Source organism: Corynebacterium sp. HMSC078H07 (genome assembly GCF_001812805.1).
Classification (GTDB): domain Bacteria; phylum Actinomycetota; class Actinomycetes; order Mycobacteriales; family Mycobacteriaceae; genus Corynebacterium.
Window position 1 is genome coordinate 13291 of record NZ_KV810497.1, and the last position, 12851, is coordinate 26141.

Genomic DNA, 12851 nt, shown 5'->3' on the forward strand with positions numbered 1-12851 from the left:
GTGAGCGCTCCTTAGCTCTGTGCGCTCGGGCGGGTGCGCAGGGACTCTGGGGTTACACCAATCACTTCAGCGATCTCTTCGGCCTTCAACGCTCCCTCGCGCAGCAAATAGGGGTGCGGACCGGAGAGATCAATGATCGTCGAGGGCTTGCCAATCTCTGCTTCCCCACCATCGAGGTACACCGTCACGGCTTTGCCCAGCTGCTGCTTGGCAGCAATGGCGGTCGTCGGCGGCTGGTGGCCGGAGATATTCGCTGAAGAGACTGCCATGGGGCCGACTTCGCGCAGCAGCTCAATAGCGATGGGATGCAGCGGCATCCGCAGCATCACGGTGCCGCGCGTATCCCCCAGGTTCCATGGCAAGGAGGGAGCCTGCTCGACGACGATCGACAGCCCGCCCGGCCAGAACGCCTCGATAAGGTTCTGCGCAGTGTCATCCAACCGTGCCACGAGGCCCTTGACAGTATCCCACGAGCCCACCAGCACCGGTACCGGCATATCGGGCCCGCGATGCTTGGTGGCAAGGAGGCCGGCCACCGCGTCGTTATCGAAGGCGTCACAGCCCAACCCGTAGAGGGTATCGGTGGGCAGGACCACGAGACGCCCAGACTTAGCGGCCTTGACTGCGAGCTCCATGCCTTCTTCGCGCTCGGCTGCATCCGCGCAGTTAAAAATCTGTCCCTGCATCGGTGAGATTCTCCTTTATGCCACGCTCATTGTGCGTCGGCTGGTTGGCCAATCCTTGACCAATCTACTGTACTCCCCGCACCGCCGTCACAAACCGCGCGGTACCTGTGAGGTCATGAAGTATGTCGACCTGCTCGAATCCGCCATGTGCGCGGAATGCTTCCTGGACCTTGTGGGAAGTCTCATCATCGTGCTCAAGACCTACCCGCCCGCCTGGGCGCAATAGGCGCGCGATGGTGGGAATCATGGCGGTAATGGTGTCCATCCCGTCCGCCCCACCAAAGACGGCCTCGTGGGGGTCCTGGTACACCTCCGGCTCCAGGTCCGGAGTCTCGGGCACGTAGGGCGGATTCGTAAGCACGAAGTCCACGGTGCCATCCAACTCGGAAAGGACCTGTGGGTCTGTCACATCACCCTGAACCAACTGAAGTTCAGGGGCGTGACGTGCGGCGTTGCGCTGGGCATAGGCCAGGGAGGCGTCGGAAAGCTCCACGCCCCACACCTGTGCCCGCGGCAGATAGTGCGCGACGTAGAGCGCCAGCGCCCCGGACCCCGTGCACAGGTCAACGACACGACTATCCTCTGCGTGAGTTTTCTGAAGAAATCTCACGCACCAATCGGCAAGCACCTCCGTCTCTGGGCGCGGAATGAACACGCCAGGTCCCACCTCAAGCTCGAGCGGACCGAACCACGCGTGGCCCAGGATGTGTTGGAGGGGCTCGCGCGCTTCACGACGCCCCACCAGCGCCCCATAGGCCACGTCAAAACCCGGGATGGGTGCTTGATCCATGGGGATATCCATGTGACCGCAGTGGATGAGATGCGCGGCCAGCAGGCGTGCGTCCCACTCGGGTGAGGGGACTCCGGCAGCGCGAAGGCGCCCCGCGGCATCGCGAAGCGCCTCCTGATAGGTGTGAAACGTCACCGTGTGTCGTCCTAGCCTTATTGCCCTAGCCTTCGGCCTCAAGGCGCTCGGCACGCTCCTGGGCCTGGAGGGCCTCAATAAGTTCGTGCATATCGCCGTTGAGCACCGCGTCTAGGTTGTTGGCCTTGTAGCCAATGCGGTGATCGGTAATACGGTTCTCCGGCCAGTTATAGGTGCGGATGCGCTCGGAGCGGTCCATGGTGCGCACCTGGGAGGCGCGCTGCTCGCCGGCTTCGGCCTCGCGGGCTTCGCGTTCCATCTGGTCGAGGCGAGCTTGCAGAACCTGCAGGGCACGCGCCTTGTTCTGGATCTGGGAACGTTCCTTCTGACACGTCACCACCAGGCCAGTTGGCAGGTGGGTAATACGCACGGCGGAGTCCGTGGTGTTGACACCCTGGCCGCCCTTACCGGAGGAACGATACACGTCGACGCGGATATCCTTGTCGTCGATGTTGACTGCTTCGACTTCTTCCGGTTCCGGGTAGACCAGAACGCCGGCAGCCGAGGTCTGGATGCGGCCCTGGGACTCCGTTACCGGGATGCGCTGCACGCGGTGCACGCCGCCCTCAAACTTGAACACGCTCCAGGCACCGTCGCGGGATGGGGTCTTGGACTTGAAGGAGATGGACATGTCCTTCACGCCGCCCAAATCCGACTCGTTGAGGCCTAGGACCTCCCACTGGAAGCCGGCCTTGTCGGCAAAGCGCTCGTACATGCGAGCCAGGTCGCCGGCGAAGAGGGCTGCCTCTTCACCACCGGCACCGGCCTTAATCTCCATAATGATGTCCTCGGAGTCCTGCTCATCGCGCGGTGCGAGCAGGTCAGCGAGCTTTTCTTCCAATTCCACGACGAGCGGCTCGAGGCGGTCGACCTCAGGCTGGAACTCGTGGTCTTCGTAGGCCATTTCCTTGGCATCGGCCAAGTCCTGTCGGGCCTGGACCAGCTCGTCGTTCACGGCGACGATGGGTCGCAGCTCGGCATAGCGCTTGGACAGCTTGCGGAACTGGGACTGATCACCGGCTACCTCCGGATCAGCCATCTGCATTTCGATGCCCTGGTACTCGGAGACAATATCGTCAACGAGGGAAACCTGGTTCGACATTACTTGTAGTCCTCCTCATCGGTGTCTGCTGCCATAGGCGCAGAGGACGCCACCTGCATGAGGAACTCACCGTTGGAGCGGGTCTTCTTGAGCTGCTTGATGAGCAAGTCAATGGCGGCGAAGGAGTCCAGACCAGAGAGGATACGCCGCAGCTTGGTCATGATGCGTGCTTCCTCCGGGACGAGCAAGAGCTCGTCCTTGCGGGTGCCGGACGGGTTGACGTCCACAGCCGGGAAGATGCGGCGCTCAGAGATGGCGCGGTCAAGCTTGAGCTCGGCGTTGCCGGTGCCCTTGAACTCCTCGAAGATGACGGTGTCACCGGTGGAGCCGGTCTCCACCATCGCGGTGGCGATGATGGTCAGCGAACCGCCGTTTTCGATGTTGCGGGCAGCACCGAGGAAACGCTTCGGCGGGTAAAGGGCGTTGGAGTCCACACCGCCGGAAAGGATGCGGCCGGAGGCCGGCGAAGAGTTGTTGTAGGCACGGCCCAGGCGAGTAATGGAGTCGAGCAGGACGACGACATCCTTGCCCTGCTCCACCAAGCGCTTGGCGCGCTCGATGGCCAGCTCTGCCACGGAAGTGTGCTCTGACGGCGGGCGGTCGAAGGTAGAGGCAATGACCTCACCCTTGACGCTGCGCTGCATGTCGGTGACCTCTTCAGGGCGCTCGTCAACGAGAACGACCATGAGGTAGCACTCGGGGTTGTTGGCAGCAATCGCGTTGGCGATGTTCTGCAGAATCGTCGTCTTACCGGCCTTCGGCGGGGAGACGATGAGCGCGCGCTGGCCCTTACCAATCGGCATGATGAGGTCAATGACGCGGGTGGTGAGGATCTTCGGATCCGTCTCCAGGCGCAGGCGCTGGTTCGGGTAGAGCGGGGTGAGCTTGGCGAAGTCCGGACGCTCCTTGGCGCTCGACGGATCGAGACCATTGACGGTATCGACTTCCACCAGCTGGTTGTACTTGCGGCGGTTGCGGCCGTTGCCGTGGGTATGCGTCGGACCGGACACCTTGACCTTACCGGTCAGCGCATCGCCGGAACGCAAGCCCAAGCGGCGCACGAGGTTGTTGTTAACAAAGACATCGGAGCTAGCCGCGCGGTAACCCGTGGTGCGCAGGAAGGCCACGTTGTTATCCACGACCTCCAGGATGCCGCCGACGACCTGTACCTCATCGCCCTCGCGGATTTGCAGATCATTGCCACCATTGCCGCCGCCATCGCGGTCACGGCCGCGACGGTTTCGGCGGTTACGACGGTTGCGACGTCCGCCACCGCCATGGTTGTTGTCATCATCGTGGCGGTTGTTGTTGTCACGACGGTTGTTGCCGCCGTTATTGTTACCACCGTTATTGTTGCCGCCACCATTGTCGTTGCGGCCCTGGTTGTCCTCCGACTTGCCCTGGCCGTCGTTATTGTTGCCGCCCTGGTTGCCAGAGTTTCCCTTGTCCTGGCCGTTGTTGTGGTCATCGTGACCGGAAGCCTTAGCCTCTTCGCGGGCCTCACGCTCTTGGCGGCGGGCACGGTTGCGGCGAGCGCGGCGGGCCTGGGAGCGCGATTCATAGCGCTGCTCGTCGTTCTTGCCACCCTTGTCCGCGTTGTTGTCACCCTGCTCAGATCCCTGGTCGGAGCCCTGCTCAGGGTTGTTGTTCGCGCCCTTCTGGGCATCGTGGTTCTTCTCCTCGGCGGAGCCTGCCGGGCGGGAGGCCTTGCGCGCTGCGCGGCGCGGAGTGGAGGCCTTCTCCTCGGTCTTGTCCTCTGCCTTGGGGGCGTCGGCAGCCTTTGCCGCTGCCTTCGCGGCACGCACCGGAACCTGGCCGGTGGTCAGAGCAGTAATGAGGTCCCCCTTGCGCAGTCCGGAGACGCCGCGGAGTCCGCGTTCCGCTGCAAGCTTGCGCAGTTCCGGCAGCTTCAGGGACGCCAAGTCCTGTGCTGCGGTCTTGTCCGTATCGCTCACGGATATCCTTTCGTCGCTTCACCAACGAGCACCAACATGGCCAGGCCGCAATCAAGCGGTACAGCCCACGCGTGGGGCGTTGGAAGCCAGTGTGTAATTGAAGTGGTCCGCCGCCACCAGCGAGTTCACGCAACCGCGATCCCCGTGGGCGGTGGGTTTGTGTGGCTCTCCCCTCGTTGACGCGCCCCCGCGGCGCGGAAAAAACTAGAGCCGTGGGTCACTGATGGGAGATGTTTTAAGAGGCGACTGCGAGCGTATCTCTACTCCCCTTCACCGTCGTGCACAGTCTCACGAGTGCACACCGTGGAGGATGCTCGGAAGGTGCGGGGAAGGCCTCCCCGCCAGTCGCGGATAACTATACCGCATCCTTCCACCGCGCTCACACTGACACGGCTAAAGTGGTACGCATGCTCTCCACCATGCAGGATATCCCCCTGTCCCTGACGCGCATCCTGGAGTACGGTTCCTCCGTCCACGGCCAAACCCAAGTCATCACGTGGCATAGTGACGATCCGGGCAATGAGCGCGAGGAAACCACCTTCGCCGATATTGGGGCACGCGCTGCGGCCTTCGCACATGCGCTTCATGACACTCTCGGTGTTACCGGCGATGAACGCGTGGGGTCATTGCTATGGAATTGTGCGGAGCACCTCGAGGTCCTCTTTGGCACCGCCTGCAAAGGTGCGGTCTTTACCCCGCTCAATAAGCAGTTGATGAATGACCAGATTAGGCACATCGTCAACCATGCGGAAGTACAAGTTATTGTCGCCGATGGGCGCCTTGGCCAGCAGCTTGCAGATGTCCTCAAGGGCGTGGAGTGTGTGCGTGCGGTGGTCTTTACGGACGTCGATAAGCTCACTGTTCCCATGCCCCAGGGCATCGAGGTCTACAGCTACGAGGAGCTGCTCGATGGCCGCTCGACGGTCTATGACTGGCCCACCTTGGATGAGCACACCGCGGCCGCCCTGTGTTATTCCACCGGTACCACCGGCGCGCCCAAAGGCGTGCTCTACTCGCACCGCGCGCTGTATCTCGAGGGCATGCAGCTGCGTGCTTCCGATTCGCTCTGTGTGACGCATGGCGAGACCTTCCTGTGCTGTATTCCCATCTATCACGTGCTGAGCTGGGGCGTTCCTTTTGCGGCATGGATGACGGGCACGCCGCTGGTGCTTCCCGACGCCGACGTCTCCCCTGCCACCCTGGCCAAAGTCATCGCCGCGACCTCCCCGCGCGTGGCGCATGGCGTGCCCACCATTTGGATTCAGCTTTTTGTGCACTACCTCAAGAACCCGCCGGAGCGTATGACGCTGACCGAGATTTTTGCCGGTGGCTCGCCTGTGCCACCGCAGCTCATCAAGATGTGGGAGGAGCGCTACGGCGTCGACGTGGTGCACGTCTGGGGCATGGCCGAGACCACCACCGTCGGAACCGTCGCGCGCCCGCCTTCAGGTGCTTCCGGCGAAGCACGCTGGGCGTACCGCATTTCCCAAGGCCGCTTCCCTGCCTCCCTGCAATTTCGCGTGGTCAATGACGGGCATGTGGTCAACACCACCGACCGCAACGCCGGCGAGATTCAAGTACGCGGCAACCTCGTTACTGGTTCCTACTACCACTCGCCCACCTCCGAAGATGGCGGTGCCGCCCACGAGTTCCGCGGCAAGGACGTGGAGGATGCCGAGTCCAAGTTCACTGCGGATGGATGGCTGCGCACCGGTGACGTCGGCTACGTCAACGAGGATGGCTTCCTCACCGTGGAGGACCGCGCCCGTGACGTCATCCGCTCCGGTGGCGAGTGGATCTATTCAGTACAGCTAGAAAACCTCATCATGGCTAACCAAGACGTGCTCGAATGCGCGGTCATTGGCTACCCCGATAAGCAATGGGTCGAGCGCCCACTTGCCGTCACAGTGTTGGCAGCGGGGATTTCCCCCACCATTGAGACCGCCGAGCGTCTGCGTGATGCTATGCGCTCAGAGTTGCCCTCCTGGATGCTTCCGGAGTACTGGACCTTTGTGAAGTCCATCGATAAGACTTCCGTGGGCAAGTTCGATAAGAAGGACCTGCGTGCCCATTTGGCTGATGGTGAGTACAACATCATCCGGCTTAAGGGCCCGGGTGAGTCGCAACGTCTCGATGCCGAAGACTGATCACACCGCCTATTAATTCGGCGCTCTTCGGGCTACAGTAACGAGCAATGTCCGCTTCCATCCCGCTACCCCTGCCCCGCATCCCCGGCGCGGCCAGCCTTCCCGCTGACTTACCGGGGCCTAGCACTGATGGCCACCGCGCGCTCCTCGACCGCTACGGCCGCCAGGCCCGTGACTTGCGCGTATCTTTAACGGACCGCTGCAATTTACGCTGCACCTATTGCATGCCGGCCGAGGGCTTTGAATGGATGCCAACCGAAGAGACGCTTAGCGACGACGAAACCATCCGCCTCATTCGCCTCGCCGTGGAGAAGCTCGGCATCCGCCAGGTCCGCTTTACCGGCGGTGAGCCGCTCCTGCGTAACTCCTTGGAGGAGATTATTGCCGCCACCACCGCCCTGCGTACCGATGAAGGTAAAGCTCCCTCCACTGCGCTGACCACCAACGGTTTGGGGTTGGACAAGCGGCTTGAAGGGCTTCAGCACGCAGGGCTAGACCGCGTCAACATTTCCCTCGATACCCTTGATCGCGAGCTCTATGCTCGTCTTACCCGGCGCGACCGCCTGCCGGACGTGCTTGCCTCGATCGACGCTGCCCTTGCCGCCGATATGGCCCCGGTAAAAATCAATGCCGTCATCATGCCGGGTATCAATGAATCCGCCATCCTTTCGCTGGCGCGCTTTAGTCTGGAGCGCGGCGCTGAACTGCGCTTTATTGAGCAAATGCCCTTAGGCCCTCGTGAGGAGTGGGAACGCTCCCGCATGGTCACGGCCGAGGAGATTCTTGCTCGCCTGCGCGAGGAGTTTGAGCTCACACCGGCCGAAGAACCGCGCGGCTCAGCCCCTGCTGCTCTCTGGGATGCAACCTCCCGCGATGGCTCCGTTCCTGCGGGACGCATCGGCGTTATTGCTTCCGTTACCCGCCCCTTCTGTGGCAACTGCGATCGCACACGCCTGACTACCGATGGCGCGGTGCGCAATTGCCTGTTCGGAAATTCGGAGACGTCCCTGCGAGATCTGATGCGCGCCGGCGCCAGCGACGACGAGCTCGCGGCGGCATGGGCCGGGGAAATGTGGCGCAAGCTGCCAGGCCATGGAGTCAATGACGAGGGATTCCTCCAGCCCGATCGCCCTATGTCCGCCATCGGCGGCTAGATTAGGTGCAATGACAACGCCTGGCACGAGTATCGAGGACTACTTCTCACGCCTGCATGCCCTTATCCGCCCCGTGTCGACGGAACAAGGCTCCGTGCACGCAGGACGGGTGCTTGCGCAGACCGTCACCGCCCGCCGTGCAATCCCACCGCAGGATAATTCCGCGATGGATGGATTTCTGACCACGCACTTGGATAAGCCGTGCACGCTCAAGGTTGTCGGTGACGTACCCGCTGGTGCTGCGCCGCGCGCTCCGGAGCCTGGGACGGCCGTGCGCATCATGACGGGCGGGGCTATCCCCGAGGGCTTTGACGGCCTCGTCATCCCCGTCGAAGATACCGACATCTCCCCTGGCCCGGGCCCGCTTCCGGAGACTGCCACCGTTCACCGTCTGCCTACCCGGTCCCACATTCGCCGCCGCGGCTCCCACATTGCCTGCGGTGAGGAGATTGCCCAATCCTCGAGTCTCATCGATGCCCCGCTCCTCGCCACCCTTTTATCCTCCGGCATTACCTCCGCCGAGCTCTACCGCGTCCCGCGCATCACTGTCATTGTCACCGGCGAGGAGCTTCTCAACGGCCAACTCCCCGATTCCAATGGCCCCATGCTGGAAGCCATCCTTCATGCCACCGGTACCTGCGACGTCACGCGGCTGTGCTGCGGTGATGTCCCAAAGGAGCTGCGAGAAGTCTTCGATAGTGCTACGCAAGGAGCCACCGGTTCCGATCTCATCGTCACCACGGGCGGAGTGTCTGCCGGGGCCTTCGACGTTGTGCGTGATGTGCTCACCGACCACGGCGAACGCCCCTGGTTCGGTCACGTGGACCAGCGCCCCGGCGCGCCACAAGGCCACGCGCTGTGGAACGAGGTGCCCGTCGTGTGTCTTCCCGGCAACCCCGTCGCGGCATTTGTCTCCGCGCATCTGTACCTCACCCCAGTACTGCGAACGCTTTCTGGATTGCCCCGGACGCTCAACGTTTGGGACCGACCACGCCTCACAGCCACCGCAGCGGCCGATTTCCCCGCGGCCTCGCATCACCTCATCCAACCGTGCCATCTCACTCTCGACGGCACGGTCACCGCAGCCCCACCCCCGGGCCCTAGGATGCGCAGCCACCATGTCGGCGCCCTACTCGGCACGAGTGCTTTCGCTCTCATCACCAAGCCCCTCAACGCCGGGGACACGCTAACCGTCTATCCCTACTGAGCACAAAGGAACCCTGACACCATGAAGTTCACTCATCTCAACGACGCCGGCTCCGCCTATATGGTGGACGTGACTGAAAAGAACCCCACCGTGCGCACCGCCACCGCCCAAGGTGAGGTGGCCTGTTCCCCGGAGATCCTCACTGCACTTCGCGAGGGCACCGTGCCTAAAGGTGACGTCCTCGCGGTGGCCCGCGTGGCCGGCATTGCCGCCGCCAAGAAGGTCCCAGACCTTCTGCCACTAGCCCACACCATTGGTGTGCATGGTTGTGCTGTGGACATTGAGCTGCGTGACGACCATGTGTTCATCGAGGCCACCGTGCGCACCGCTGACCGCACCGGCGTGGAGATGGAAGCGCTCACCGCCGTTAACGTTGCCGCACTAGCACTCATTGACATGGTCAAAGGCGTGGACCGATCTGCCTATATCCGGCGCTGCGGCATCACAGCCAAGTCCGGCGGGCGCTCCGGTGACTGGTCCCGTGAGTTGCCCGGCGCGCTGGAGAGCTAGTCATGCGCGGCGTCATCATCTTGGCCGGCGGGCGCGGCACGCGTATGGGCGGTGTCGACAAAGCCAGCGTCATCCTCGCCGGCGAGCGCCTCATCGACCGCCTTGTACGCCAACTTCCCTACGGCATGCCCACCGCGGTGGTCTCGCCCTACCGGCTCGGCATGCCTCAGGTCTGCGAGTCTCCTATCTTTGGCGGGCCGGTAGCGGGCATTGCAGTAGGTCATGCCGCACTCTCAGACCTCGCTTTGAACACCACGGCCGTCTTGGCGGTTGACGCTCCCGATTCCCCGCAGATGCTCCCAGCATTGGCCGCGGCCCTCGAAGAATCGAACGCTGACGTCGCCGTCGCTACTCTCGACGGCCACCTGCAGCCTCTCTGTGCGATCTGGCGCACCGAAGCGCTGCAGCGAGCCTTGGACGAGCTCGGTGATCCACGCGACCAACCCGTCATGCGCCTGCTGCGCCTCGCCGAGAACGTCGCGCACGTTGCGGGAACGGAAGCCGTGCGCGATATCGATACCGTCGACGAACTGCGCGCCCGCCGGGAGGCACGCCAAGCTACTCGACGATAATCTGGCCGTGCTGCCCCTTCTCCGCATTGGTCATGATGTGGTTAACAAAGGAGTAGGTGCCCGGCTCGTTGAAGGTCATCTCGACAAACCCTCCCTGCGCGGGAAGAAGGTCAACGGCCTGGGAACCCGAGTCTTTAGCTCCCTTGAGAAGGTAGCCGCCTTCCTTGTACACCGTGTCGAAGATTTCTCCCACCACGTGGAAGCTCAGCGGCAAATCTGGGCCCAGATTGACCAGCCAGATGCGCACGGTATCGCCCACCTTCGCGTGGAGTGGGGCAAGGCCATCGTCATACTGGTTCGGGTAGTAGTTAAAGGCGGTGAGCTCATAATCGCCATCACTCACACGCTGCGGGTCGGCTCCTTCCTGCTCCTTGCCTGCCGTAGCGAGGAAGACTTCGCTGGCGGTCAAGAGGTATTCCGCGTTGACGTCGGCAAGCGCATCCTCGCCCTTCGGGTCAATGATGACGGCTCCTGCCATGCCGTTAGCAATGTGGAGGCTCATCGGCATGGTGGAGCAGTGATACATCCACGCACCTGCGCGGTGCGCCACAAACTCATACGTCAAATACTCGCCCGGCTGGATGGTCTTCATAGCATTGTTTGGGGTCACCTCACCTGCGTGAAAGTCCACTGAGTGGCCCATGGAACCTTCGTTCTTAATAGTGATGCGGAAGGTATCGCCCACCTTCCCGCGCAGCGTAGGGCCCGGTGCTTGGCCGTTAAAGAGCCAGCGGGTTTGGCGCACACCAGGAGCGACCTCAACCTCTTCCTCCGTCATGGTCCAGGTCTCTTCATGGACGTCTCCTTGAGCCGGCTGAAGAGCCGGATCGAAAGCCTCAAAGTCCTCGCGTGGAGCCATACGCTCAGCAAGAGATGGCACGTTCGCGGCGGCAGCCACGCCGTGGTCGTGGCCGGAGGCCATCTGGGAACCATCTGCTGGTTCGTCCGTGACGTTGACCATGAAGGTCATGCCCTGAATCTTGTGGCCGGCAATGGTGCAATAGCCCTCGACGGATTCAGTGATGACACCGGCATCGAGCTGCACGCTGTCACCTGGGTCAACGCGATTGGTTTCGGCCGAGCCGATTTTGAGATCGTGGACTTGGTCGCCCGTGTTGGTGAAGTTCACCACGAGGTGGGTTCCGGCAGGGATGTCCACGGAGTTGGGGACAAAGGCCATGCCGTCGACGGAAACGTCGATCGTGGTGGCGTCGGCAGGCGCGGCTGAGGTGGCGCCACGCTGAGCCGCCGTGGAATTCATCACCGCCAACCCAATCACCGCGACGAGCGCGAGGATAATGATGAGCCATGCGGCCCACTTCTTTGTCTCAGGGGCCTGAGCAGGCGCGCTAGACATGAACTTCTCCTTTGGTAGAAACCACGGCCCAGATAAGAACCGCAACGGTGGCGATGAGGCCTAGCCCCATCATGATAAGCCCGGCGGTGTGCACAACCGGAATGCCAAGCAGGCACGCTAGTCCCCCGAGGTTGATGAGCCCTAGGCGCAGTAAGCGACATGCCTCCGTACGCCGGGCGCGGGCAAGGATGGGCAGCATGTGCCCCAGCACGCCGGTGACCAGCTGTAAAAGGCCAGCGCCAACGAAGGTGGGCATGAGCAGCAGCGTGACCGCACGTGGATATGCGCCAACGGCGCTAGCTACGGCATCGCCCGCGCACAGGGCCAGCATCCACACCAGCCCCGCCATGGCGGAGATACTCGCAGTGCTCTTAGTACCGGCCAGCGCGCCGGCAAGGACCGGTTGGATGATGAGCACGCCAGCCACGACGACGAGCAGCTGTGCCATACCGGCCGCGCGAGTCAGCCCCGCGATATCGAGCGCCATGGCAAGCGCTAAGCCCACGCAATGCACGATGAGTGCGCGGGTACAGCGCGACCGTGCAGCACCAGAGATTGGTGTCCGGGTAAGCGTGGGCAGCAAGGTCACCACGGTGCCCAGGATGGTGAGCAGAGCAAAGCCCCACACCATGCCGCGCGAATGGGCAGCAACGAACAGTGAATAGTTGCCGACTCCGTGAGCGGCGAGGAGCACGATGCCGTTCGCGCTCACCATAAAGCCCGCTGCGGCCAGATAGAACGGCACAGTGAGCGCGAAGGACCCGGAGAGCGAGCCGCGCAGCTTTTGCCACAGCGCCCACGCATGCCAGAGGAAGGTGAGGATGAGGAGAGCGGAGGAGGCGTCGGAAAGCGCGCCCCAGTCATACCCCGCTCGGTCGATGAGAAGGAGTATGAGGCCGACTTGGATAAGGCCGACGCGGGTAGCCACGCCGCGATAATCCGTAGCAGGGGTGCGGGTTAGCGCTTCGGTGAAGTGCGTGGAGAAGACCACAATCGCAGTACTCAGTGCACCGAGGGTAAAGGGATGGATGGTATCCCACCACACCACCGGAGCGCCAAGAAAGCCCGCGATGGTGAGCCCGATGCCCACCAGAATCCAGAATGCCACCAGCGCAAAGGCGATGGTGTGCCAGCGCCGGCGAGCGGCGAGGGAGACATCGAGCAGGGACACTTCTTTTTTCACGGGTTTAATCGTAGTAAATTAGTTGCGTGAGCGGCAACGCACGCACGCCGCAT

At 62.6% G+C, this 12851-nt stretch carries 11 protein-coding genes; 5 read left to right on the forward strand and 6 right to left on the reverse strand.

Going from position 1 to position 12851, the window contains the following annotated elements:
• Positions 1-11: 11 nt before the first annotated feature.
• The 4 genes from HMPREF2875_RS09405 to rho all read right to left on the reverse strand — a co-directional run bounded on the left by HMPREF2875_RS09405 (position 12) and on the right by rho (position 4668).
• Positions 12-686 (reverse strand): L-threonylcarbamoyladenylate synthase, encoded by a 675-nt coding sequence (locus HMPREF2875_RS09405; protein ID WP_070672491.1) that lies wholly within the window; start codon positions 684-686, stop codon positions 12-14.
• A 64-nt stretch (positions 687-750) separates the two neighbouring features.
• A complete protein-coding gene (gene prmC, locus HMPREF2875_RS09410) occupies positions 751-1611 on the reverse strand; it encodes a peptide chain release factor N(5)-glutamine methyltransferase (protein WP_070672495.1) in 861 nt (286 codons plus the stop codon).
• A 25-nt stretch (positions 1612-1636) separates the two neighbouring features.
• Positions 1637-2713 (reverse strand): peptide chain release factor 1, encoded by a 1077-nt coding sequence (gene prfA / locus HMPREF2875_RS09415; RefSeq protein ID WP_039674978.1) that lies wholly within the window; start codon positions 2711-2713, stop codon positions 1637-1639.
• Positions 2713-4668, reverse strand: a complete 1956-nt coding sequence (gene rho / locus HMPREF2875_RS09420) for a transcription termination factor Rho (RefSeq protein ID WP_070672497.1) — start codon at positions 4666-4668, stop codon at positions 2713-2715. The genes prfA and rho overlap by 1 nt, the downstream gene beginning before the upstream one ends.
• Positions 4669-5075: 407 nt before the next feature.
• On the opposite strand from rho, the gene HMPREF2875_RS09425 reads away from it, so the two are divergent.
• The 5 genes from HMPREF2875_RS09425 to HMPREF2875_RS09445 are packed head-to-tail and all read left to right on the forward strand — an operon-like array spanning position 5076 to position 10258.
• Positions 5076-6815 (forward strand): long-chain fatty-acid--CoA ligase, encoded by a 1740-nt coding sequence (locus HMPREF2875_RS09425; RefSeq protein WP_070672500.1) that lies wholly within the window; start codon positions 5076-5078, stop codon positions 6813-6815.
• 47 nt (positions 6816-6862) lie between these two features.
• A complete protein-coding gene (gene moaA, locus HMPREF2875_RS09430; RefSeq protein ID WP_070672502.1) occupies positions 6863-7969 on the forward strand; it encodes a GTP 3',8-cyclase MoaA in 1107 nt (368 codons plus the stop codon).
• Between the two features lie 10 nt (positions 7970-7979).
• Entirely contained in the window at positions 7980-9176 is a 1197-nt protein-coding gene (locus HMPREF2875_RS09435; protein WP_070672504.1) for a molybdopterin molybdotransferase MoeA, read from the forward strand.
• A gap of 21 nt (positions 9177-9197) precedes the next feature.
• A complete protein-coding gene (moaC, locus tag HMPREF2875_RS09440; RefSeq protein ID WP_070672507.1) occupies positions 9198-9686 on the forward strand; it encodes a cyclic pyranopterin monophosphate synthase MoaC in 489 nt (162 codons plus the stop codon).
• 2 nt (positions 9687-9688) lie between these two features.
• On the forward strand, positions 9689-10258 hold the full coding sequence (locus tag HMPREF2875_RS09445) for a molybdenum cofactor guanylyltransferase (protein ID WP_070672510.1): 570 nt from the start codon (positions 9689-9691) through the stop codon (positions 10256-10258).
• Here HMPREF2875_RS09445 and HMPREF2875_RS09450 read toward each other — a convergent pair.
• Both HMPREF2875_RS09450 and HMPREF2875_RS09455 read right to left on the reverse strand, forming a co-directional pair.
• A complete protein-coding gene (locus tag HMPREF2875_RS09450) occupies positions 10245-11615 on the reverse strand; it encodes a multicopper oxidase domain-containing protein (protein ID WP_070672513.1) in 1371 nt (456 codons plus the stop codon). The two genes, HMPREF2875_RS09445 and HMPREF2875_RS09450, sit on opposite strands and share 14 nt — an antisense overlap.
• Positions 11608-12798, reverse strand: a complete 1191-nt coding sequence (locus HMPREF2875_RS09455) for a beta-carotene 15,15'-monooxygenase (protein ID WP_371327567.1) — start codon at positions 12796-12798, stop codon at positions 11608-11610. Before HMPREF2875_RS09455 ends, HMPREF2875_RS09450 begins: the two co-directional genes overlap by 8 nt.
• Between the last annotated feature and the right edge of the window lie 53 nt (positions 12799-12851).